25 protein-coding genes are annotated in these 24,369 nt (G+C 33.3%); 1 reads left to right on the plus strand and 24 read right to left on the minus strand.

The window, feature by feature from the left end:
• Window positions 1-40: 40 nt before the first annotated feature.
• Window positions 41-190: a hypothetical protein gene (locus tag FV185_RS09545; protein ID WP_156474171.1), complete on the plus strand. Its 150-nt coding sequence runs from the start codon at window positions 41-43 to the stop codon at window positions 188-190.
• Between the two features lie 129 nt (window positions 191-319).
• On the opposite strand, the gene FV185_RS04365 is transcribed toward FV185_RS09545, so the two are convergent.
• The 24 genes from FV185_RS04365 to FV185_RS04480 form a co-directional block, all read right to left on the minus strand.
• On the minus strand, window positions 320-1,612 hold the full coding sequence (locus FV185_RS04365) for a M20 family metallo-hydrolase (protein ID WP_067493947.1): 1,293 nt from the start codon (window positions 1,610-1,612) through the stop codon (window positions 320-322).
• Between the two features lie 11 nt (window positions 1,613-1,623).
• Window positions 1,624-2,331: an ABC transporter ATP-binding protein gene (locus FV185_RS04370; RefSeq protein WP_067493950.1), complete on the minus strand. Its 708-nt coding sequence runs from the start codon at window positions 2,329-2,331 to the stop codon at window positions 1,624-1,626.
• Window positions 2,328-3,110, minus strand: a complete 783-nt coding sequence (locus tag FV185_RS04375; RefSeq protein ID WP_067494272.1) for an ABC transporter ATP-binding protein — start codon at window positions 3,108-3,110, stop codon at window positions 2,328-2,330. The genes FV185_RS04370 and FV185_RS04375 overlap by 4 nt, the downstream gene beginning before the upstream one ends.
• A 14-nt stretch (window positions 3,111-3,124) precedes the next feature.
• Window positions 3,125-4,252, minus strand: coding sequence for a branched-chain amino acid ABC transporter permease (locus FV185_RS04380; protein ID WP_067493953.1), 1,128 nt, complete (start codon window positions 4,250-4,252; stop codon window positions 3,125-3,127).
• A gap of 18 nt (window positions 4,253-4,270) precedes the next feature.
• Complete coding sequence (locus tag FV185_RS04385; protein WP_067493956.1) at window positions 4,271-5,191, minus strand: branched-chain amino acid ABC transporter permease; 921 nt, start codon at window positions 5,189-5,191, stop codon at window positions 4,271-4,273.
• Window positions 5,192-5,238: 47 nt separating this feature from the next.
• Window positions 5,239-6,387, minus strand: a complete 1,149-nt coding sequence (locus FV185_RS04390; protein ID WP_067494275.1) for a branched-chain amino acid ABC transporter substrate-binding protein — start codon at window positions 6,385-6,387, stop codon at window positions 5,239-5,241.
• A 504-nt stretch (window positions 6,388-6,891) separates the two neighbouring features.
• The gene (locus FV185_RS04395; protein WP_067493958.1) at window positions 6,892-7,806 is read right to left on the minus strand and encodes a response regulator; all 915 of its coding nucleotides are present in this window, start codon (window positions 7,804-7,806) and stop codon (window positions 6,892-6,894) included.
• 8 nt (window positions 7,807-7,814) lie between these two features.
• The gene (locus FV185_RS04400) at window positions 7,815-11,207 is read right to left on the minus strand and encodes a hybrid sensor histidine kinase/response regulator (protein ID WP_067493961.1); all 3,393 of its coding nucleotides are present in this window, start codon (window positions 11,205-11,207) and stop codon (window positions 7,815-7,817) included.
• Window positions 11,204-11,815, minus strand: coding sequence for an urease accessory protein UreG (ureG, locus tag FV185_RS04405; protein WP_067493964.1), 612 nt, complete (start codon window positions 11,813-11,815; stop codon window positions 11,204-11,206). Before ureG ends, FV185_RS04400 begins: the two co-directional genes overlap by 4 nt.
• The gene (locus tag FV185_RS04410; RefSeq protein WP_067493967.1) at window positions 11,812-12,507 is read right to left on the minus strand and encodes an urease accessory protein UreF; all 696 of its coding nucleotides are present in this window, start codon (window positions 12,505-12,507) and stop codon (window positions 11,812-11,814) included. The genes ureG and FV185_RS04410 overlap by 4 nt, the downstream gene beginning before the upstream one ends.
• Window positions 12,494-12,985, minus strand: coding sequence for an urease accessory protein UreE (gene ureE / locus FV185_RS04415; protein WP_067493970.1), 492 nt, complete (start codon window positions 12,983-12,985; stop codon window positions 12,494-12,496). Before ureE ends, FV185_RS04410 begins: the two co-directional genes overlap by 14 nt.
• 11 nt (window positions 12,986-12,996) lie before the next feature.
• Window positions 12,997-14,706, minus strand: coding sequence for an urease subunit alpha (ureC, locus tag FV185_RS04420; RefSeq protein WP_067493973.1), 1,710 nt, complete (start codon window positions 14,704-14,706; stop codon window positions 12,997-12,999).
• The gene (locus tag FV185_RS04425; protein WP_067493978.1) at window positions 14,707-15,285 is read right to left on the minus strand and encodes a HupE/UreJ family protein; all 579 of its coding nucleotides are present in this window, start codon (window positions 15,283-15,285) and stop codon (window positions 14,707-14,709) included.
• Window positions 15,282-15,590 carry an urease subunit beta gene (locus FV185_RS04430; RefSeq protein WP_067494278.1) on the minus strand — a complete coding sequence of 103 codons (309 nt, stop codon included), beginning with the start codon at window positions 15,588-15,590 and terminating at the stop codon, window positions 15,282-15,284. The genes FV185_RS04425 and FV185_RS04430 overlap by 4 nt, the downstream gene beginning before the upstream one ends.
• Before the next feature lie 8 nt (window positions 15,591-15,598).
• Window positions 15,599-15,901 (minus strand): urease subunit gamma, encoded by a 303-nt coding sequence (locus FV185_RS04435; RefSeq protein ID WP_067493980.1) that lies wholly within the window; start codon window positions 15,899-15,901, stop codon window positions 15,599-15,601.
• A 6-nt stretch (window positions 15,902-15,907) separates the two neighbouring features.
• Window positions 15,908-16,792: an urease accessory protein UreD gene (locus FV185_RS04440; protein WP_067493985.1), complete on the minus strand. Its 885-nt coding sequence runs from the start codon at window positions 16,790-16,792 to the stop codon at window positions 15,908-15,910.
• 11 nt (window positions 16,793-16,803) lie between these two features.
• Complete coding sequence (locus tag FV185_RS04445) at window positions 16,804-17,823, minus strand: aliphatic amidase (RefSeq protein ID WP_067493988.1); 1,020 nt, start codon at window positions 17,821-17,823, stop codon at window positions 16,804-16,806.
• Between the two features lie 28 nt (window positions 17,824-17,851).
• Window positions 17,852-18,157 (minus strand): FmdB family zinc ribbon protein, encoded by a 306-nt coding sequence (locus FV185_RS04450; protein ID WP_067493991.1) that lies wholly within the window; start codon window positions 18,155-18,157, stop codon window positions 17,852-17,854.
• 2 nt (window positions 18,158-18,159) lie between these two features.
• Entirely contained in the window at window positions 18,160-19,392 is a 1,233-nt protein-coding gene (fmdA, locus tag FV185_RS04455; protein ID WP_067493994.1) for a formamidase, read from the minus strand.
• 14 nt (window positions 19,393-19,406) lie between these two features.
• Window positions 19,407-20,096 carry an urea ABC transporter ATP-binding subunit UrtE gene (gene urtE, locus FV185_RS04460; RefSeq protein WP_067494281.1) on the minus strand — a complete coding sequence of 230 codons (690 nt, stop codon included), beginning with the start codon at window positions 20,094-20,096 and terminating at the stop codon, window positions 19,407-19,409.
• A gap of 22 nt (window positions 20,097-20,118) precedes the next feature.
• Window positions 20,119-20,856, minus strand: a complete 738-nt coding sequence (urtD, locus tag FV185_RS04465) for an urea ABC transporter ATP-binding protein UrtD (protein WP_067493997.1) — start codon at window positions 20,854-20,856, stop codon at window positions 20,119-20,121.
• Window positions 20,857-20,858: 2 nt separating this feature from the next.
• Window positions 20,859-21,995: an urea ABC transporter permease subunit UrtC gene (urtC, locus tag FV185_RS04470; protein WP_067494000.1), complete on the minus strand. Its 1,137-nt coding sequence runs from the start codon at window positions 21,993-21,995 to the stop codon at window positions 20,859-20,861.
• A gap of 14 nt (window positions 21,996-22,009) precedes the next feature.
• Window positions 22,010-22,933: an urea ABC transporter permease subunit UrtB gene (urtB, locus tag FV185_RS04475; protein ID WP_067494003.1), complete on the minus strand. Its 924-nt coding sequence runs from the start codon at window positions 22,931-22,933 to the stop codon at window positions 22,010-22,012.
• 80 nt (window positions 22,934-23,013) lie between these two features.
• Window positions 23,014-24,240: a transporter substrate-binding protein gene (locus FV185_RS04480; protein WP_067494005.1), complete on the minus strand. Its 1,227-nt coding sequence runs from the start codon at window positions 24,238-24,240 to the stop codon at window positions 23,014-23,016.
• Between the last annotated feature and the right edge of the window lie 129 nt (window positions 24,241-24,369).

Raw genomic sequence — 24,369 nt, forward strand, 5'->3', positions numbered from 1 at the left:
CTTTTAGTGGTGTTTGTCAAATGCAATAAGAGATAACCACATGAATAAACTTCTTATCTTAATTGCTATTTTTATCTTATCGAATTGCGGTGGTGGTAGTAGCAACAACACAAATACACCTACAACCAGTTCATTAACCCAAAATGGTAGCAGTTCAACAACTACAGCTGTGGTTACAACGGGACAATGATTGATTTGTTATCGTTTGATACTATGTATACTTTTTGAATGATATGAAAGTAACAATCTTATCAAGCATAAACATTACTTGATAATGAATAAATTAACTCAATATACTTGAAAATTCATTTGGAAAAAATCAAGATTCATCGAGTAACAATAATGCTAATGCAGAAGTAAGTGCTTTCAGTCCATTTGTTAAGTCAAATGGATTGGTGTCTTCAATTGCATTATGGCTAATTCCATGAATACTTGGGACAAAAATCATTGCAGCGGGACAGTAATCTGATAAATACATAGCATCATGAAATGCACCTGAAACCATTTCTTTTACACCAGATGCATTATTGATTTGGCAAGTAGAATTACATGCTTCATTAAGCACTTTTATTAAGGATGTAGGAAAATAAGTAACTTGACGTTTGAAAAGTGAGTCTAAAGTGCATTTAAAATCATACTTTTCGCTGGTGTTTTTTAATATAGAGTTTATGATCTGTTCTGCTTGATCAAGAAGATCATCTTCTTTGCTACGTATATCTATTGTAAAGGTAACTTTATCAGGTATCGTATTAATTGAATTTGGACTTACATGCCAACTACCACTCGTAATTAATAACCCTAACTCTACAAATTTATCGCATTTCCTTAAAATTTCATCAAAGCATTTATGAGCAAAAATCAATGCATCCTTTCTAAGATGCATAGGGGTAGTACCAGCATGGGCAGCAACTCCTTCTATGGTTATTTTAAACCATCTAACAGCTTGGATTGCTGTCACAACTCCCAAAGATTTTTTTTCATGCTCTAGTATAGGTCCTTGTTCAATATGTAATTCTAAATACGCCTTAATAATCGGAGTTTCTTGTCTAATTGGTACCAACTTTTCATGTTTTCGCAAATGAAGTAACGCATCTTTTAAGGAAACTCCATCTTTATCAATGGAAGTCAAATATTTTGCAATATTACTTCTATCTACAAAAGCACTAGACCCCATCGTCCCAGGAGAAAATCGACAACCTTCTTCGTTATTCCATATAACTATTTCTAAAGGAGTATTTTTTGTGAAACCATTTTTTTCTAGTATTTTTCCCGCCAACATTGCAGCGACTACACCATACGCTCCATCAAGTTTTCCGCCTACAGGTTGTGTATCAATGTGACTCCCACAAAGAACTGGTGCTACATTATCATCTCCTATACGAATAAAAAGATTTCCTATTTCATCAGAAAATACTTTCCATTGATTGTTATTAGCTATTTCAATTAAAAAAGATCTTGCTTGTATGTCTTCATTTGAAAGCGCTAGACGAGAGACACCACCATCATTACGACCTCCAAAAGTAGCCAGTTGATTAATCAAGGTTATTAACTCTTTTTCTTGTATCTGACTCTGAAGTTCTCGATGAAATTGTAAGTCTTTAAAAATTGTCATAATTTATAAGTTTAAGAAAAATATGCAGCTTTTACTTCATCATTGTTGAGTAATTCCTGTGCAGTGCCCGATGCAACTACACAACCTTGCGTAATACAATATCCATGATGTGAAATTGCTAAAGTTTGTTTAGCATTTTGTTCAACCAATAAAATTGAAACGCCAGATTGATTAATATCTTTTATAATTTTGAAATTTTCTTGGACATATAATGGTGACAAACCGAGTGACGGTTCATCAATAATCAATAATTCAGGATCTGCCATGAGACCACGGCCAATCGATACCATAGCTTGTTCACCACCAGACATGGTTCCTGCAAATTGGTCCGTTCTTTCTTTTAATCTTGGGAACAATGAAAATACACGATCAAGACGTTGATTGATTTTTATAGTATTTCTTTCCAAAAAACTACCTAATAATAAATTTTCCCTTACAGTTAACTTTGGGAAAACCTTCCTACCCTCTGGTATGCAACTAATACCATTTGCAACAATTTTATGTGTAGGATAATTAGTAATATCAGAGTTCTTCCAAAAAATCGAACCTTGACGTGGTGGTGTCAAACCAGTAATAGCTCGTATTAGTGTACTTTTTCCAGCCCCATTTGCCCCTAAAATACAGGTTATCTCTCCCGCTTTAACATTTAAAGATACGTTATGAAGTACATTAACGGTATCGTATCCAACAGAAATAGAGTTAATTGTTAAGATACTCATGCTACTTCCTCACCAAGGTAAGCTTTTTGTACCTCGTAATTTTTTATGATGTTATCGTAAGTATCATCGGCTATTAGTTTACCGTAACTTAATACCAAACAACGTTCTGTAATTTTTTTAATAACACTCATCTCATGCTCAATTAAAACTATTGTAATATCGCCAAGATTTTTTTTTGCAATTAGTACGTCCTCCATTAACTCATGTGTTTCATCATGTGTCATTCCAGCAGAAGGTTCATCTAAAAGTAATACTTTAGGTTCTGCAATAAGTGCCCTACAAATCTCTATACGTCTCCGATCGATCATAGATAGCTGATTAACAGGTTTATTTAATTGTTCAATTAAATGAGGACAAAATAATTCCATTAATGTCCTTATTTTTAATACGGTCTCATTAAATTCTTTTAAAAATAAGTGACGTTTAAAAACAACCGAAAATAAACCGTTATTAAGATGTGCATGTCGACCAATTGCAATATTATCAAAAACGGTTAAATCAAGAGACAATCTAGATCGTTGAAATGTACGGGTAATACCCAATCTAAAAATATCCTGCGGAGTTAATTGGCATAAATCTTTATCTGCAAAATTAATATGACCATCGCTAACCTTATACACACCGGTAATCGAGTTAAATAATGTAGTTTTTCCGGATCCATTAGGTCCTAATAGTCCAATTACTTGATTATGATTAAACGTAAGAGTTATATCATTAAGAGCAATTAATCCTCCAAATTTTACAGTAACATTATTTACTTCAATATCTAGATTAGACACATTTAACCTCATCGCTACTTACTAAAATTACGAATACCTCTTGGGAATAAACCATTAGGTCTAAACAACAGAATAGAAATTATCAGTAACGCATATATTAAAAAACGATATTCCTGAATAAACTGTAGCTTTTCTGGAATCATGATCATAATTAAGGTTGCTGGTAGTATGCTTTTAATATTACCAATACCTCCTAAAATAATAATTGAAATCATTAATAATGAATCACTAAATGTAAAATTATTAGGGGCAATAAAACCTGTAACACTTGAGTTAACACTTCCTGCAACACCTATAAAGAAGTTACCTATTAGAAAAGCACTAATTTTCCATTTTCGAATAGAAATACCAAAGGTTGAAGCTGCAGTTTCATCTGTTCTAACAACATCCAATGTAAGTCCAAACCACGACTTTTCAATTCGATTGGTGACAAAATACAAAACAATAAATATTAATGTACAAAGTAAAATATAGGGTAGATAAAAAGAAAACGAAGTATCTCTAACGGTAATTGGATTATTAAAGTCAAATCCAAATAACGAGATACTCGGAACTTGCAAACCTTGAGGACCACCTAGTGTGTCATTTACTTCCAAAAAGCTTTTAAACAAAATTCCAGCAGCAATAGTAATTAATGCAGCATAATGGCCTCTTGTTTTAAGCACTGGTATGATAAGTACACTACCAAATATCATGGAAATACATCCTGCTAGTGGTATCACCAATAAACTTGGTATGTGTAATTGTGTCAATAAGACTGTACTGTAACCACCAATACCAAAAAAAGCAGCTGCTGCAAAATTGATTATTCCTGTAAAACCAAATTGAACAGTAAGTCCTAAACATACTATAGAGTATAACAATACATTACACATCATTAATAACACAAAAGGTGTTTGATAAAAATACATTGAAATAATCAGTGCTACTATTAGATATACAGCTAAAAGTCTTTTATCATCTAAATGTTTTTGATAACTGGCTAATATATTTCTTAATGGTGATTTGATAAGTAATACTGAAATAACACATAGAACTAACAGTAACTTAATAAGTGTAGATTGAGAATCTGCGTTTAAAAACAAAACAAGAGGAATACTAATGCCAAAACTCGTAATAAGAACACTGAAAATAGAAATCATCGTAGCTATCACCTTAGGTTAAACTCTTTCATTAAATTTTTCTGGCAATAAACCTGTTGGTTTAAAGCTCATTAAAATAATAACCATGGTGAATGCAAATACATCTTTATAGGCACTTGGTATTGTCGGGAAAAGAGTTGGTATTAGTGATCCACCAACCACTTCTAAAAAAGCAAAAAGAAAACCACCGATAATAGCCCCATAAATATTTCCTAGACCACCTATTATTGCTGATGTAAAACCAATTACTCCCAACAACAAACCCATACTAAAATTTATCTCATTGTAATATAAAGCATCCATCACACCAGCAATTGCAGCCAAAGACGATCCTATAATAAACGTAATTAAAACGTATCTATTAAAAGGAATTCCCATTAATTTTGCAGTTTCACTATCTTGTGAAATGGCTCGTATTGCAAGACCTAATTTAGTCTTGTTTATTAAAACTGCAAGACTAATTATTACAAATAATCCAAAAAAAAGTATATAAATATTATCTACTGAGATTGAAAAAGATCCCAATGATAACTGTCCAGTTGGTAATAAATTTGGAAATCTTTTGGGGTTGGCACCATCAGGATAAAATAAACGTAGTGATTCACGAATTACTGTTCCAAACATCAGAGTTGATAACAATATGTTGATAGATGGTGCATTACGCATAGGTAAAATAAGATACCTCGCTATAAACATACCAACAATTGATGTAATTACTATGGAAAACATTAGAATTAAAAATATTGTCATCCAGACTGAATTACTATGTACAAAGTAAATAGATGCCAAACCCGAAAAGGCACCAAGTGTTAATACATCACCATGTGAAAATTGTATAACATTCAAAGTACCGAAAAAGAGAGTAAAACCAACTGCCACCATCGCATAAATGATGCCTAACATTAGTCCGTTTATTAAGTATTGAAAGATTATATCCATCATATTTTTCTCAGAGGAAGACTCAGTCTTCCTCTTTCTTATAAAAATTATTTTAAAATACGCTTTTTGCTTGCATATTGGCTATCTTCCCATAGTACCCATTTACCATCTTGAGCGACATAAGCACTAACTAGGGGAACAATATTTTGGCGATGATCATCAAAAGTAACTTTTCCTATAATTGTGTCAACGTCCTTCGTCTTATTCAACTCTAAATTAACTTTATTTCTATTTGGTCCTACTTTTTCTACAGCATTAATAATTAAATTTGCTGCAGTAAACGCAAAAGGTCCATACGCTTCTGGCGGTTCACTAAAATTTTCATTTTTATATTGTTGCAAGAAAAACTTACCTCCGGGTAGTTTTTCTGCAGGAGCGCCTTCCAGAAATGATAACGAACCTTCTGCAACTTCTTTACCAACACCATCTATATACGCTTCTGATTTAATGCCTGATGTTCCCTCAAAAATTGCTTTAATACCCATCTTTTGCATTTGATTTCTAATACGAACACCTAATGGAGTCAGTCCTCCAAAAAATATAACTTGTGGTTTTAATTCTTTTATTTTTGTTAATTCAGAGGTAAAGTCTTGCTGATCAACTGGAACACCAAAACTAGCTAAAATTGTTCCACCATTACTCTTTATATCCTTAGAAAAATATTCCTCATGACCTTTTCCATAATCTGTTGTATCGTGAATAATGACAAATTGCTTATAACCAAGATTAGTCATAAATTTCGCAGCCACCTCATTTTGTGTAATCATTGTTCCATTAACACGATGAATTTCAGAAAAATTATTTTTATAAGTAACATCAGGTAATACTGCTCCCCACACAATTACGGGAAATGCAAAACGTTGATAAGTATTTACTGTAGCAATGGCAACCGATGAACAAAAATGTGTAACTCCAGCAACAATGGAGTTATCACTCGACATTTTTGTAGCAACTTGTACACCAGTGCTAGGTTTACACTCATCGTCAAGTGTGACCAATTCATAGTGATATTTTGCGTTTGGATCTCTATTTTTTAAATCTATCGCAAGCTGAGTAGAATTACGACCACCAACACCAATTGCAGAATTACCTCCTGTCAAAGGTCCAATAAAACCAATTTTTACCGTCTCCTTTGCATCAGCCAAAGATGCGGACAATGTAATAGAAATTGCTAATACTACTGAAAACGATTTCATGTTAATCATTTGTCTATCTCCTGTTTTTCATACTTAACCAAGCAATTATCATGCCATAATATGCAACATGGACATTTGAGATAAATTTGAAAAAATTTAATTAGTAAAATAACACTGAATTTTATTTCAAGAAATTACAGGACTTTTCGTATTGATGCATTGATCTATATTAATCCAATACATTTAGTCAACTCTAACCCAAGGTAATAAAATAATAATTAAAATAGAATGGTATAAATATTTAGCATTTTTAGGGGATTAATTTATAGAGATATAATCTTTAAAATGCAGTAAAAAAAGATTTTTGTTTTATAAAAGCTATTGGTTTGAATTAAACATATTCTTAAGAAATTAAAAAGGTAGGGTTTCAAAGCAGTAAATATTTCTATATCAAACCCTTTATAAAACCACTTAAATCTCTCAATAAGATTCTATAAATTAATTGTATCCAAAAAAATTAGTATTGACATAAAGTGTATTTAAGTCTAACAAAGAATCTTTTAACTAAAAAAGACTACCTTTAATATTTTTATTATTTAACACAAGATTAATAGCAGAATTACGATTTTCAGCACCAATCTTTTCGAAAATATGCTCAACATGTTTATCTATAGTTCTTGGACTATTACCCAGTATTAAACCTATTTCTCGGTTTGTCTTACCTTTTGTTAGCCACAATAAAACCTCTGCTTCTCTAAAAGTAAGCATAAAATCATTTTGCAATGAACCAAGAACTAACGCTTCATTTTCCTCCCTCAATGAAATAACAATTTCATTATTATTTTTTTTAATATCCCTAATTTGAAGATATAGTTTTCCGCCATTTTTTTCACTAAGAATAATTGGAATATCAATTTGATTTAATAAAGTTTTGTTAGTTTCAAAAAAAATAAAGAGAGATAATACCCAATCTCTTTCGGAAGTACTCAAATAAGTTTCCAGTAATTTTTTAGCATGATTTGTAATCCAATTTATATTTTTGGAGGAGAAGTTAATAGAAATAGACGCCATATTAACTTCGTCTAATAAATCCTTAACAAGATTATTTGCTTTTGAAGTTTTTATATGAGATGAAATTCTTACCAGCACTTCTTTTGGATTTAATGGTTTAGTTACATAGTCTATAACCCCATTATTAAATGCTTTAACTATACTCTCAGTCTCTGTGAGTCCTGTCATAAAAACAATAGGGATATTGTTTGTATAAGGATCTGATTTTAATTTTTTCGCTAAATCAAAACCATTTATACCTGGCATAACAGCATCTAGAAGTATTAGATCAACTTCTTGTTGATAAACAATTTTATAGGCAGCATCACCATTAGTAGCTATTAATACAAAATAGCCCTCCTCATCAAGTGAGTCATGTAAAACTGCTAAATTTTCTGGTGTGTCATCAACAACTAAAATGGTATACATATAAAATTTTATCTACTTAAACCTTTATCTATGAAAAGACGTAATTCATCTAATTTAAATTGACTAGCTAATGTTCTAGAATGATTAACAAAATCTTGATATTTTTTATTGGTATAGATCACTTCGTCTAATACAATTAGAATCCCTTTCCAATAACCAGCATCTATACTATTTTTTATTTTATTTAAATACTCGTCAGGAGGATAGCTATAGTCAATTTCAAACAATGAAGGACTAGTTGGTTCAACTGTGTGTGTAATCCATTTTAAAGATAACTTATCACCAATGAATCTCAATAGCTCATCAATAGAAACAGGTTTAGTAAAAAAAGATTCTGAGGTAATACCTACATTATTTTCAGTATTAATCTCAAATGCGTTAGCAGAAATTATTGCAAAAATAAAATTTTTATCACTAAATTTTCGTTTGATTTTATAAATGGTTTCCCATCCATCAATTCCGGGCATTGCTAAATCCATAAAAATAATATCTGGGTTTATACTATTTAATAAGTTCAAACAATGATCACCACTCTCTGCTTCAATTACATCAAAACCCAAAGGACCTAGAAAGCTTTTAAGTAAGGTTCTATCAATTTCTTCATTGTCTACAACCATCACTCTTCTTCTTGGTCCCTCATAACCAATATAAATTTGTTTATTAAAATCTTTAAGAGGATTTTGTGTGATAACTTGGGGAAGATATAACTTTATTGTAAATGTAGTACCAACTTTTTCTTGACTTGTCACAGTAATTTCACCACCCATAATACCAATTAACATTTTAGTAATGGTTAGACCTAATCCTGTACCACCTTCAATTTCTGTAGAGATACCTGTACCTCGTGCAAAAGGTTCAAAGATTTTTTCTAAATCTGTATTATTGATACCTGGACCTGTATCTTCAATTATAAATGTAGCGATATCTCCTTGATATTTTGTTTTAAAAACCACTTTTCCTTGCATAGTAAACTTAATAGCATTACCTAATATATTAATAAGTATTTGTCTTACTCGAGCGCTGTCTGCACGAACAATTACTGGTAGATAAGTTAACGCTTCAAATTCAAACTTTAGATTTTTCTTATATGCTTGTAACTCAAACATACTTACTATTTGTTGAATTAAATCTCTAAATTGTACTTGTGTGATTTTTAACTTCATTTTCCCACTTTCTATACGAGCAATATCTAACGTCCCTTCAATTAAAGACAATAAATGCTCTCCGCTTTTTCGTATAGTAGCTACTGCATTTTTTCTATTTTCTGGAATACTTTTATCTGAGTCTAATATTTGCGCATAACCTAAAATACTGTTTAATGGTGTTCTTAATTCATGACTAACAGACATTATATATCGGCTCTTAGCAGCATTAGCAAAGTCTGCGGCAAGATTAGCTTCATGTAGTAATTTATCTGTTTTCTGATGAGATACTATTTCTTTCATTAATAATTCAGTCTGAGATTTTGCCTCCTCATACGCTACCTTTCTACTTCGGCTCACTAACACTAACCACCAAGAAACTATACCCATTACTAGTGTTAGACTAATAAAGATTTTTATATAAGAATTCTTAATGAATTTCTCTGGATCATCAAAATTTAAAACTGTATTTGAATATAAGTCTTGATAATAAAATAAAATCAAAAAAAGCATTAGTAGAAGTACAAAAGAAAAAAATAAAATCAAATAATGACCTAAACCTGACCTAATTAAAACAACAATCTTTTTTGGTAGATATCTATCAATTAATAGATTAATTTGACTACTTATGTTCGCATATGGTTTACATTGGTCTTGACATCTAACATCTAAGGTACAACATAAAGAACAGATACTACCTTGATAGGCTGGACAGAGGGCCATATCCAGTTTTTCAAATTTATTTCCACATACTACACAATCAGAATTCTCTGCAGTATTGTGTGAATGATCTTGGTTATTTCTTGCAATATAGAATTTACCTTTGGTATAAAAAGCAATTATTGGAGATAACAACAATGGAAAAACTAAGGATACTAATATTGCATATGGTCTGTATTCATTTCCAAAAAAACCTATATATATAAGGATAGAACAACAAGAAGTAATGATTACACTAAAAACCCCAACCGGGTTTATGTCAAAAAGATAAGCACGTCTAAATTCTATCCCTTCAGGTGATAAGCCTAACGGTTTATTTATTATAATGTCTGCGAATACTGTAATTATCCAAGGTACAGCAATATTAGAAAATACACCTAAAACAGTATCCATTACTTGAATTAGGTTTAACTCCATTAATAGTAATGCTATAACAATGTTAAAAATTACCCAAACCACTCTACCAGGATGACTATGAGTTATTCTTGAAAAAAAATTAGACCAGGCAAGTGATCCGGCATAGGCATTTGTAACATTAATTTTTAATTGAGATATTAATATTAAAGTTGTTGCTAAAATAAGTACAATTGTATGGTTATTGAAGATCTGTCTATAGACAATAAAGTAAAGAGTATTTGGGTTTAAAGTATGTTCTAAATCCGTACCAAAACGATATGCAATATATGCGAGTATTGCTCCACCAAAAATTTTAAACATACTGAGAATAACCCAGCCTGAACCACCTACAATTACTCCAATCAACCATCGACCCTTATTATTTCGAACTTGAGGTGGCATAAATCTTAAATAATCTGCTTGCTCTCCCATTTGCGCTAGTAAAGGCATAATTACTGTAAGCGCAGAAAAAAACTTCTGTAGTTGAAATTTATCTGATTCACCATATAACCCACCAAATCTCATAATATCTTCAATTAATGCTGTATTTGTTGAAAATAAGTAAACATAGGGTAGTATTAATAAAATAAGCCATATCAATTGTGTAACAGTTTGGAATTTACTTATGGATGTAATACCTTGTGTAACAATTGGAATAACAACTAACGCCGAAATTAAATATGCCCATGTTAAGTTGATATTAAAAGCCACATTCAATGCGTATGCCATGATAGTTGCTTCAAGAGCAAAAAATATAAAAGTGAAAGCGGCGTAAATCAGTGAAGTGATTGTCGACCCTAGATACCCAAAACCTGATCCTCGAGTTAAAAGATCCATATCTAGATTATATTTAGCTGCATAATATCCAATAGGTATACTTACGCTAAAGATTATTAAACAAGCAGTAAGAATTGCGAAAAAAGTATTAATACCACCATAGTGAATTAACAGAGTTGCACCAAGTGCTTCAAGTACCATAAATGAGGAGGTGCTAAAAGCTGTGTTTGCTACACTGGCAATACTCCACTTACGAAAAGACTTGGGTGTATAACGCAAAGCAAAATCTTCCATTGTTTCATCTGCAACCCAAGCGTTATAGTCCCTACGAACATTAAATACTCCTAATTTGGAGTACTCATTCATAACATTCCCTTATCGATAATAAATTTTATAACTTGATCTAAACCTTGCTTTGTCTTTAGGTTAGTAAAAACAAAAGGCTTATCTCCACGCATTCTCTTGGCATCACAATCCATAACATCAAGAGACGCACCTACATACGGTGCTAAATCAATTTTATTTATAATTAAAAGGTCAGATTTTGTAATCCCTGGTCCTCCTTTTCTTGGAATCTTGTCACCAGCAGACACGTCAATTACATAAATAGTTAAATCTGATAATTCTGGGCTAAATGTTGCGGCTAAATTATCTCCACCACTTTCTACAAAGACCACATCAAGATCAGGAAATCTTTTAGTTAGTCGATCAATAGCTTCCAAATTAATACTTGCATCTTCACGTATAGCAGTATGTGGACAACCACCAGTTTCTACTCCCATAATTCGATTAGGTGGTAATGCCTGATTTTTAACTAAAAATTGTGCATCCTCTTCTGTATAGATATCATTGGTAACTGCAGCGATATTATATTTATCACGAAAAGCAATACATAACTCTAATGTTAATGCTGTTTTTCCTGACCCAACAGGGCCACCAATGCCTACTCTTAACAATTGTTTAGTTTGATTCATGAGCGAAATAGCCTCGTATATTGTGTTTCATGACATGAGCTAGCAATAGCTAATCCAGGTAATGTGGTTATAGGTATATCTTCATTATTAATAGATATCATTTTTTCAAGATTTAAATCTAAGATCTCAATCATTTTGACTAAAATTCGCTGCCCTGCAGTTTGTCCAAGAGGAATTACTTTTACTCCAACCATAACAATATTTTCCAACCAGGACCAAAGAAAACCCTTTTGAGCTGTTACATTATTTAAACCGCAATAGTAACTTAACAATACCCATACCAGTGGATATCCAAGTTCTTTATTATCAAAAGGAAAAAGTTTTAAATCTAAGGATGTGATTTCAGGAATTAACTTTAAGAGAGAATACCCCATTTGAATAGACTCTAGTCTTAATTCACTGGTTTCTCTAGAGCTTAAATATAACGAATTAATTTCTAAAAAATGATTAAAATCATTTGTTTTTATTGAAGTAAAAGCTTGATTAAAAAAAACCAAGTCACTTCTAAATTGGCCTAATAATAAAAAGTCACTTAGCCATTTAATAAAACTACTTTCATCTTTTACTACACCTTGTTCAACCCACCACTCAAGAGTTTGCGAGTAACTAAAGGCGCCAACCGGTAGTGTGGGGCTAACAATGTGTAATAATTTAAATAAATTCAAATCATGAGTATCATTAGAGCATTTCATGTATCCTAGCTCCACGTCCTACTCCTTCAGCACTATGCCCATGAGAATGACCTACATGTTTTCCGTAAGCCCCTGACTCAGGTTCAAAAGCAACAAAATCTTCTTCAACCAGCAAACCAAGCCCTCTAATCATTTCTGCTAAAACATGATCTTTTTGAAACATTAAACGATCAATTTGTATATCCACTGGAATATGTCGATTACCTAAATGATATGCTGCACGCATCAATAAGTAAGTATTATCTGTACGCACAATATTCAAATGTTCTGGTGCTGATATAACCTCAACAACCCGACCATCGTTAGCTAACAATCTATCTCCACCCCTTAAAACAGTCCCTCTATCAAGAAATAATCCAACTTCCTCACCATTTTCTAGTTTAGTTAAAAGACGGTTTTTACAACGTAATTCAAATGGGAGAACTAACCGAATTGTAGGATTAATTTCAGTATCAATTTTTTTTTCAATCACTAACATGATGAAACTCACTAAAAAAGAAAATAACGTTGTGCCATTGGTAATTCAGAAAGAGGTTCACATATAAGGGGTTGTCCATCCGCACAAACTAAATATGTTTCAGGATCTACAGTTATAATTGGTGTAGCATTATTGTGTATCATGTTTTGCTTTTTTACTTGTCTAATATTTTTTACAGGTACTAGTCTCTTTTCCAGTCCCAGCTTTTCAAAAACATTAAGTTCTAGTGAAATTTGTGATACAAAAGTTATACTGTTTGAGTAAATCACCTTTCCGTACGCACCAAACATTGGACGATAATGTACAGGTTGAGGAGTAGGAATTGACGCATTCGGATCACCCATCACAGAGTATGTGATGACTCCCCCTTTTAAAACTTGAAAAGGTTTTACACCAAAAAAACCAGGTTTCCATAAAACCAAATCTGCCAACTTACCTTCTTCAAGTGATCCAACCTCATGACTTATTCCATGAGAAATAGCTGGATTAATAGTATATTTTGCTATATATCTTTTAACTCTAAAATTATCGTTTAACCTAGAGTCTTCAGGTAATACACCGCGTTGTAATTTCATTTTATGGGCAGTTTGCCATGTTCTCATGATAACTTCCCCTACTCTTCCCATTGCCTGAGAGTCAGAAGACATCATTGAAAATACACCCATATCGTGAAGAATATCTTCGGCAGCAATAGTTTCTCGTCTGATACGTGATTCAGCAAATGCAACATCTTCAGCAATTGCTGAATCTAAATGATGACATACCATCAACATATCAAGATGTTCATCAATAGTATTAATAGTATATGGTCGTGTAGGGTTGGTGGAGGATGGAAGCACGTTACTCATTGCCGCTGCTTTTATGATATCAGGCGCATGCCCACCTCCTGCACCTTCTGTATGGAAAGTGTGTATCGTTCTATTTTTAAAAGCAGCAATTGTTGTTTCAACAAAACCAGACTCATTTAATGTATCGGTATGTATCGCAACTTGCACATCATATTTTTCTGCTAAATTTAAACAGTTATCAATAGCCGCAGGGGTACTACCCCAATCTTCGTGAAGTTTTAAACCTATAGCACCAGCTTGAATTTGTTCTTCTAAAGGTAGCGGCGTTGAAACATTACCCTTACCCATGAATCCTAAATTTATAGGAAAGGAATCTGATACTTTTAGCATATTATAGATATGCCATGGTCCAGGCGTACAAGTAGTAGCAAAAGTTCCTGTGGCAGGTCCAGTTCCACCACCAAACATGGTAGTTATCCCAGAACAAAGGGCTTCTTCTATCTGTTGAGGACAAATAAAGTGTATATGTGTATCTATACCGCCAGCAGTTACTATCATTCCCTCGCCAGCAATTATCTCTGTAGCACCGCCAATAGGTATTGTGACCCCAGGTTGAATATCTGGATTACCAGCTTTTCCTATCTTCCAAATACGACCATCTTTAATTCCAATATCTGCTTTAATAATTCCTAATATTGGATCAATAATTACTGAATTAGTGATAACAGTTTCCGCAACTTTATCAGCAGTTAATTGTGACTGCCCCATTCCGTCACGTATTACCTTACCCCCACCAAATTTAACTTCTTCACCATAGATTGTGTAATCTTTTTCGATTTCTACAATAAGATTAGTATCCGCCAAACGTATACGATCACCTATAGTTGGACCAAACATTTCCGCATAAGCTTTTCTATCTATTTCTTGAGACATTTATATCTCCAAAATTAAACCAATAGCAGAAATAAGTAATAAGTAAGCTATATTCTCTTTAGTCTTAGAATGGCTTTTTAAATAATTACCTATATAACTTCCTAGTAAGAATAAAATTGAACTGGATAATAAAAAACCGAAAATATAGGTTACAGGATTAGCTAAAGAAGCAATTTCGCTTCCATGAGCAACTCCATGCGTTATTGAAAAAAACATTGTTAAAAATAATTGGACATACCATTTTGTAGTTGAGTCTTTAAGTATAAATAAACTAGTAATACCAATAGATAAAGCGATTAAAAAGTCAGTACTTGCCAGTATTTTTAAATTAATACCAATAACGCCACCTACAATTAACCCAAGTATATAAATTATAAAAAGTAAAAATTTATTTTTATTAAATCTTAATGTAGCCCAAGCCCCCATAGAAAGCATACCTAAAATATGATCAATACCAGTAAACGGATGTACTAAGCCACCAACTAAGCCATGTAAATGTCCAGGATGAGCGAAAGCCAAACTAGGGGATATTAAAATCAAAAATAGTAAACTAATTTTTTGAATAGTAGATCTTTTCATTCTAACTCTCCTTGGATCTTACCTTGAAATCCTTGAATAATTTTTAATCCGTCAATAGAAACTAATTCAATAGTTCTTTCTTGTCCAGGTTCAAAACGTACAGCAGTGCCTGCAGAAATATTTAATCTCATACCTTTTGTTTTCTCTCTATCAAATAACAAAAAATCATTGGTTTCATAAAAATGATAATGTGAGCCAACTTGTATCGGCCTGTCACCAGAATTAACAACAGAAATGACAATACTAGATCGTCCTTTATTAATTACAATGCTTTCACTACGTAACAAATATTCTCCTGGAATCATATTCATACCTATCTAATTGGTTGATGAACTGTTACTAGCTTTGTCCCATCAGGAAAAGTAGCTTCAACCTGTACATCAGGAATTAATTCAGGAATGCCATCCATAACCTGCTCCCGTGTCAATAGCGTTGTCCCATAACTCATTAAATCTGAAACCGTCCTACCTTCTCGTGCACCTTCCATAATTGCAGCAGACAAATATGCTATTGATTCTGGATAATTAAGTTTAAGTCCTTTCGCAAGGCGTCTCTCTGCCAACAGTGATGCAGTAAAAAGTAATAATTTATCTTTTTCTCTTGGTGTTAACTCCATAATTGGTTATGTCCTCCAAATCCTAGGCAAAATCCCTTTTTTGCCTATCGTTAAGGGTCTAATTAGTTGCCAAAGTTTAATAAAATAATTCTTCGCGCTTTCCGAGGAATCACCCAAATATCTAGCAATAAGCATGCCATTAACTAGTGTCAAACCATGTTTTGAGTCATTTTCTTGTGGAATAACACTACGACATAAAGTCAATAAATCCTTACTAAGTTCTGAATGATAAATAATGAAGGTTGCAAAAATGGACTTGTTTGCCATTCCAATAGAAGATTTCATAAAAGGATCAGTAGCATTAAATAACCCCCTTTCATTTAACAACCACTGCCCCTCAAGTCTAATACGATATCTTGACTGTACTTCACCATAATCAAATACCTCATTAGAGAGACGTCTTCCAAAGCAATATATCTCCCAAGCTATAAAAGTTGAGTCTTTTTTAAGTTCAACTAAAGTTTCAATTTTTGCTTTAGTACTTTTAAAAAAAATAGTTTCTGGTGGTAACCACTCTAAAACCGCACCTGAATCAACACGAATAGTTAACGTCTGTGTAGCATACAATCCTGAGCTTTTGTACCACTTGGTTGCGCCAGGCTGAGTAATTAAAACATGCGACTTGCTTTGAAGATCTATATCTATCTCTAAACCATCGCCACTTACTAATCCGCCTGGAGGATGTAAAATCAAAGTATGACAAATTTCTTCATCCTCAGGATAGAGTACTTTTTGTATTCTTAACGGGCCAGAATGACGATGAAATAACAGTTTTGTTCTGTTGTTGTCTCTAGCATATTGCAAACACAAAAAAGCACTCCATCCAAGAGATTTTTTTACTGAATCATTTTTTGAAATGAAATATTTATTAGAAATTTGATTCAGAGCCATTCTCCACGTATCTAATTAGGAATACCAGGTATTGGGCACTCTTTAGTACCAACAGTATCTCTTGTCAGATTTTCGACAGATTTTTTCACCTTAATGGGATCCTTAACCCAATCTTTATAAAAATCATATGGACACTCAGAAACACCATCTACACTGTCTCCTGAATTGATTGTACCCGTATAACCTCTATGTAATAGTTTAAATAAATGGTTTTCAGATTGTCCATTTTTTCTAAAATCACGTATTAAACTTTTAGATAGCGCAGCATATTGAATACCATTTTCTTCTTCACCACACTCTCCTAATGTCCTACCATCAAAGCCGATAATTGCAGAGTGTCCAAAATATGAATAAACCCCATCAAAACCTGATGCATTTGCAACAGCAACATAAGTATTATTCGCAAAAGCCATAGATTTAGAAATCAATACCTGTTGTTCTTTTGCAGGATACATATATCCCTGACATCGAATAATTAACTCAGCTCCTTTCATTGCGCAATCCCGCCAAATTTCAGGATAGTTACCATCATCACAAATAATAAGACTAATTTTCAATCCTTTTGGACCTTCAGTAACATAGGTTTTATCCCCAGGATACCATCCTTCAATAGGTGTCCAAGGCATAATCTTTCTATATCTTTGAACAATTTCACCATGGTTATTCATTAAAATTAATGTGTTATACGGTGCTTTATGTGGATGATGTTCATGTTGCTCTCCGGTCAAAGAAAACACACCCCAAACATTTGCCATCTTACAGGCTTCAGCAAATATTGCTGTTTCTTCTCCAGGTATAGTCGATGCAGTTTCGTACATTTCTTTACTATCGTACATAATTCCATGGGTACTATATTCGGGAAAAATTACCAAATCTAATCCTGGTAAACCAATTTTCATTCCTTCAACCATTCTTGCAATATTTCTTGCATTGTCTAATACCTCACTTTTAGTGTGTAAACGAGGCATTTTATAATTTACAACTGCTACACCAACAGTATCATTACTACTAGATATATCACCATGTATCATATTATTCCTCTATTAGTTAATTATTTAATTAATGGCTTATCATCCAAGGTCTTTTGTTAATAAAAGACTTAGGATTTTTACTTTGTTTTCCTGACCCACAACAAGAACAGTTTGAGCCGTGGGATCTAAGTTTAGGTTCATGAGAAGCTTTTTCATTTATCTCATACGCTGTTCGTTTATCTGTAGTCATAAAAGAAAATTGTGGGGCTTGAATAATATTTCTTACAGATTTCTCTCCGCATATCGGACAAAATTGATCAGCATCTCGATCATTTATTTTTAAAATCAAATCAAATGATCCACATTTGGGGCAATCAAAATCATAGGTAGGCATAACTATTCCTTATCATATGAAATTGGCATACTTGCTCCTCCATCTATAAATTTCGTAGGACCATATGCGTTAGGTTTAATGTCAAAGTCAAAAATTTCTGTTGGTAACCAGAGTGTCGCGCAGGAATTAGGAATATCAACAACACCACTAATATGACCTTGAACAGGTGCTGTACCTAAAATAGAATAGGCTTGAGAAGGACTATATCCAAATTTTGTAAGATAATTTATTGCATTTAAACAAGCTTGTTGATAAGCAACATTTACATCAAGATAATGCTGTTTACCAGTATTGTCCACAGAAATTCCTTCAAATATTAGGTAATCTTTGTATGTTGGAGTAATAGGGCTTGGTCTAAAAATTGGATTTTTTATACCATATTTTTCCATTCCACCTTTAATAAGTTCAACCTTCATATGAACCCATCCTGCCATTTCTATAGCACCACAAAAGGTAATTTCCCCATCACCTTGACTAAAATGTAAATCACCAACAGATAAACCAGCACCATTAACATAGACAGGGAAGTAAATTTTTGAGCCTCTTGATAAATCTTTAATATCACAGTTACCACCATGTTCTCTCGGAGGAACCGTTCTAGCACCAGTCATAGCAGCATTTAATTTTGCTTCGCCAGTTAATTTACCCATGTGTGCGGTAGTTGGGAAAGGTGGATTTGCCAAAGGAGGAACTCGATTAGGATTAGTATCTATAAGAGACTGTTCACGGCTATTCCATTGCTCAAGTAGGTCATGACTTGGTAGACAACCAATTAATCCAGGATGAATTAGTCCAGCGTAATTTACGCCAGGCACATGTCTACTTTTAGTAAACATTCCTTGTATATCCCAAATGGATTTTTGAGCATGAGGAAAAAAATCCGTAAGAAAGCCACCACCATTCTTTCTTGAAAAAAAGCCGTTAAATCCCCATAAGCTATCTTGTTTAGCACCAATGTCTAATAAATCAACAACAAGTAAGTCACCAGGTTCAGCACCTTCAACACCAACGGGTCCTGATAAAAAATGAACTATAGACAAATCAATATCTCTTACATCGTCAGCGCTATCATTGTTTTTTATAAAACCACCTGTCCAATCATAAGTTTCTAAAATAAAGTCATTCCCAGGTTTAACCCAGCAGGCCATAGGAATATCGGGATGCCAACGGTTATGTACCATTTCATTGTTATAAGGGGACTCTTTAAGATCAACTTTAATTAATGTATCTGCCATGACAATCTCCTAAGTTAAACGGATAAATATGAACTAATAATTTTTTCATCAACATTTACTGCACTATTTTGATAAACCAACTTGCCTTTTTCTAAAACACAAAAACGATCAGCAATTTCCATAGTAAAACTTAGCACTTGCTCAGAAACAATGATTGTTAAGTCTTTTAAACTACGAATCTCTTTTAGTGTTTTAGCAATATCTTTAATTATTGAAGGTTGAATACCTTCAGTAGGTTCATCAAGAAGCAATACTTTGGGATTAGTTACTAATGCTCGAGCGATAGCCAATTGTTGTTGCTGTCCGCCAGATAAATTGCCTCCTTTACGAGAACGCATGTCATATAACACAGGAAATAAAGAGTAGATTTCATCAGGGACTTTACCATTTGCTTTTTGAGGTAGACCAGTTTGGATATTTTCTAGTACGGTCATATTTGAAAATATCATCCTACCCTGGGGTACATAAGCAATTCCATTTTGCACTCGATTGTAGGTTTCCATTTTGGCTAAAGAAACGTCATCAACAATAATATCTCCAGACATAGTTGGAATAATCCCCATTAACGTCTTAAATAAGGTAGTTTTTCCCATACCATTTCTACCCATAATGGCAACAATTTCTTTTTGCTTAATATCAAGTGTTATGTCACTAATTACCTTACTTTGACCATAACCAGAATTTAATTCTTGTATTGAAAACATTTTTTTTGACATAAAATTTTCCTCAATGGCCAAGATATACTTCAATGACTTTTGGATTTGATTGGACAGATTCCATACTTCCTTCTGCTAATAGCTTTCCTTGGTGTAATACACTAACTCGATGCGCGATCTGTTTTACAAATTCCATGTCATGTTCAATTACTATCAAAGAACGACCTTTAGCAATTTTATTCAGTAATTCGGCAGTTTTTTCTCTCTCAACCACACTCATCCCTGCTACAGGTTCATCAAGCATTAAAAGCTCTGGGTCTTGGATCAGTAACATACCAATTTCCAACCATTGCTTTTGACCATGACTTAATAATCCAGATTGAATTTGAAGTAATTCTGTTAAAAAAATCATGTCAGCAATTTCATAAATTTTATTTAAGATCACCTCATCTCTTTTGAATCGGAGTGCGCCGAATACATTTCTACCTTTGGGATAAGAGATCTCTAAATTTTCAAAGACTGTTAAATTTTCATAAATTGACGGGGTTTGAAATTTCCGACCAACTCCTAGCTGTACCAATTTATATTCAGGTAATTTTGTTAATTCCGAATCTTTAAATTTAATTGATCCAGATGTGGCTTTTGTTTTTCCACAGATCAAATCTAATACAGTAGTCTTCCCCGCACCATTTGGGCCAATGATGACTCTTAACTCTTTTTCCTCAATATATAAATTAAGGTCATCAACAGCTTTAAACCCATCAAATGAAACAGTTAAACCTTCTATTGCCAGTAAAATTTGTGCCATGATTAACCCGCCCGTTTAACAGAAGAATTAGATAAGGATTTATCTTTAATGAATTTCTTTACAAACCAGTTTTTCAATCTTGGTACATAGGAAATATAAAGACCGGACAATCCATCTGGGAAAAACATCACGACACCAATAAACATTGCCCCCATGAAAAATAACCATAATGTAGGAAATGATTCTGAAAAAGCAGTTTTTCCGTAATTAACTAGAAGAGCACCGTAAATAGCGCCAATCAGAGACATACGTCCACCAATAGCTGCAAATATAACCATTTCAATTGAAGGGACAATACCTATAATTGATGGTGACATGAAACCAACTTGTAGAGTAAACATTGCCCCACCTATTGATGAAACAACTGCCGATAAGGCAAATGCAAACACTTTAAAATTCGCTACATCGTAACCAGAAAACCTTACTCGATCTTCTTTATCACGTATTGCAAGTAGCAACCTTCCTAATTTTGTTGATGCAATATACTTACAAATAACAACTGTAAGTATTAAAAGTCCACCGTTTATGTAATAAAGTATATATTTTGCAGAATCAGTATTAATATTCCATCCATGCAAAGTTTTTAAGTCAGTAATACCGTTAATTCCGCCGGTAAAACCCTGCTGTCCTACTACTAAAATTGTGATGATGGCAGCAATAGCTTGAGTAATTATTGAAAAATACACTCCACTAACCCTTCTCTTAAACATGGAAATACCAATGATGTAAGCTACTATTATTGGAATCCCAATAATTGCTATTAGTGTAAAAGTGAAACTATGAAAAGGAATCCAAAAGGTTGGAAGTTCCGTCAATTGATTCCAGTCCATAAAGTCAGGGATACCTGGGGTTGTTTGATGAACAGTACTAACTGGATCAGAGGCTTCTAGCTTTAAAAACATTGCCATACAATATCCGCCAATACCAAAAAATATACCTTGTCCTAGACTTAATATGCCACCATAACCCCATAACATAACCAACCCAACAGCAGTAAATGCGAAAGTAAGGTATTTACCAACAAGATTTAATCGAAATATATCCATTGAAATTGGAAATACGACTAAGATAATTAAGGATATAATTAACAAATCTATACTTGATTTGTTTTTAAATATATTTATTAAGTATTTATTCATTTCAGATTCCTCAATTAACGTCTAACTTTGTTTTTCATCAACCCTTCCGGCTTAATCATTAAAATGACAATGATTGTCAATAAGGTAACAACCTTACCCATAGCGCTTGTTAAAAAGAAAGTCAAAATTGACTGTGCTTGAGCAATTGAAAAAGCAGATGTAATAGTTCCAATTAAGCTCGCTGCACCACCAAAAACCACAACCAAGAAAGTATCAACAATATATAAAGATCCACTAGTCGGACTTGTTGAAGCGATGGTCGTAAAACAAGCTCCTGCTATACCTGCAATTCCACATCCAGTTGCAAAGGTAATGCGATCAACTAATTTAGTATTTATACCAACGGCACCTGCCATAATTCTATTTTGTGTAGTAGCTCTTACTTTTAGTCCCCACTGTGATTTAAACAACAGTAGAGCGACAAAGCCGCAAACAAGTAGAGCCATTACGAGAACAAAAATGCCATTTAATGGAATATCTATAGACTCTGTCGGTTTCCAAGACCCCATTAACCAGTCAGGTAAATCTGCACTAACTTCTCTGCCGCCAAAAACAGATCTAAAAATTTGCTGCATTATTAAACTTAATCCCCATGTAGCAAGCAATGTATCAAGTGGCCTTTTATATAAATGCCTAATTAATAAAAACTCTGTTAAATAACCTACTGCAAATGCGAAGACAAAGGCGATACCAATGGCAAACACAAAATAAAATGGTTTTAAACTAGGGAAATATGTATTTGTTAGTGACGAAGTGATATAAATTGTGTAGGCTCCAATAGTCATAAACTCACCATGAGCCATATTAATTACACCCATTTGACCAAAAATAATTGCGAGACCTAAAGCCATTAATAGCAACACACTAAACATACTTAAGCCAGAAAATCCTTGCATTACTAAAATGGACATTAAGTCATTCAAAGAGTAACCACCCATCACAATCTCCTTATTTATTTGAATCTAACAAGAGGATGTATAAGGTTTCTTATACATCCTTTGCTAGCCCTACTCGCTCACTAGTAACCTTTAGGGAAAGGGTTTGGAGTAATGTAGTCAGACGTATAAACAATATCTGCCTGACCATCTTTTCTCCACTGACCAATTCTTAACTTAGATTTCAAATGATGATTTGGCATCAAATAAACCATGCCTTCTGGTGCATCTAAGGAGATTTTTCCAGACTCTTCTGCCTTAACTACTTTGTCTGTATCAAAACTTCCAGCCATTTCAACAGCTTTTTTCCATAACCATGGTCCTTCATAGGCAGCCTGTGTCACGTCACCAATTGGAGCATTTTCACCCCAGCGTTTATGGAATTCAGATACAAATTTTTTATTTTCAGGTGTATCAAGAGTTTCAAAATATTTAAAAGCAGAGTAAAAACCTGCAACGTTCTCACCACCAATTCCATATACTTCATCTTCTGATGTGGATAAAGTAAGTAGTTTTTGCTTATCACCAGTAACACCTGAAGCTTTTAATTGTTTATAAAAAGAAACATTAGATCCACCTACAACAGCAGCATAGATAACATCAGGTTTTTTTAATTTAATCTTATTGATAGTTGATCCAAATTGAGTGCTACCTAAAGCAGCATACTCTTCACCAACAACTTTTCCGTGTAGAACAGTTTCAATATATTTTCTTGCTAATTTCATAGTGGTTCTTGGCCAAATATAGTCAGAACCAACCAAATAAAAGGTTTTAGCTCCTTTAGATTTTGATAGCCAGTCAAGACTAGCAAATACTTGTTGAGTTGCTTCCTGTCCTGTGTACACTACGTTTTTTGATTGTTCTAAACCTTCGTAAAAAGTTGGATAATAAAGAAGACCGTTGTCTCTCTCTAATACTGGTAATACTGCTTTCCTTGAAGCAGATGTCCAACAACCCATAATTGCAGCAACATGATCCGATTCCAACAATTTTTTTGCTTTTTCTGCAAAAGTTGGCCAATCCGATGCACCATCTTCATATATGTATTTAATTTTTCTTCCAAGCACTCCTCCTGAGGCATTGATTTGTTCAATAGCTAAAATTTCAGCTTCACGAGCACCTGTTTCTGAAATAGCCATTGTTCCAGAAGAGGAATGTAAAATACCAATTGTTACTTCTTTATCTGTAACTGCAATTTGAGATGCCGCTGTTGCATTAAAGGTAGACAACCCTAATGATGCCAAACAGATTCCTAAAAGAGATTTAGAGAATCTGTTAATAGAACTAGACTTTCTCGTGAATTTGTACATTTATTTCCCCTTTGAATAAAAAATGAATACGTCGTGATTCAATCTTATTTTTCTAAAGGGTTTTATTAAATACGCTTTTTTACTTACTTATACGTATGTAGAACTCACCATTTTTAAGCGATTAAAAAT

Source organism: Ferrovum sp. PN-J185, from assembly GCF_001581925.1.
Taxonomy (GTDB): domain Bacteria; phylum Pseudomonadota; class Gammaproteobacteria; order Burkholderiales; family Ferrovaceae; genus PN-J185.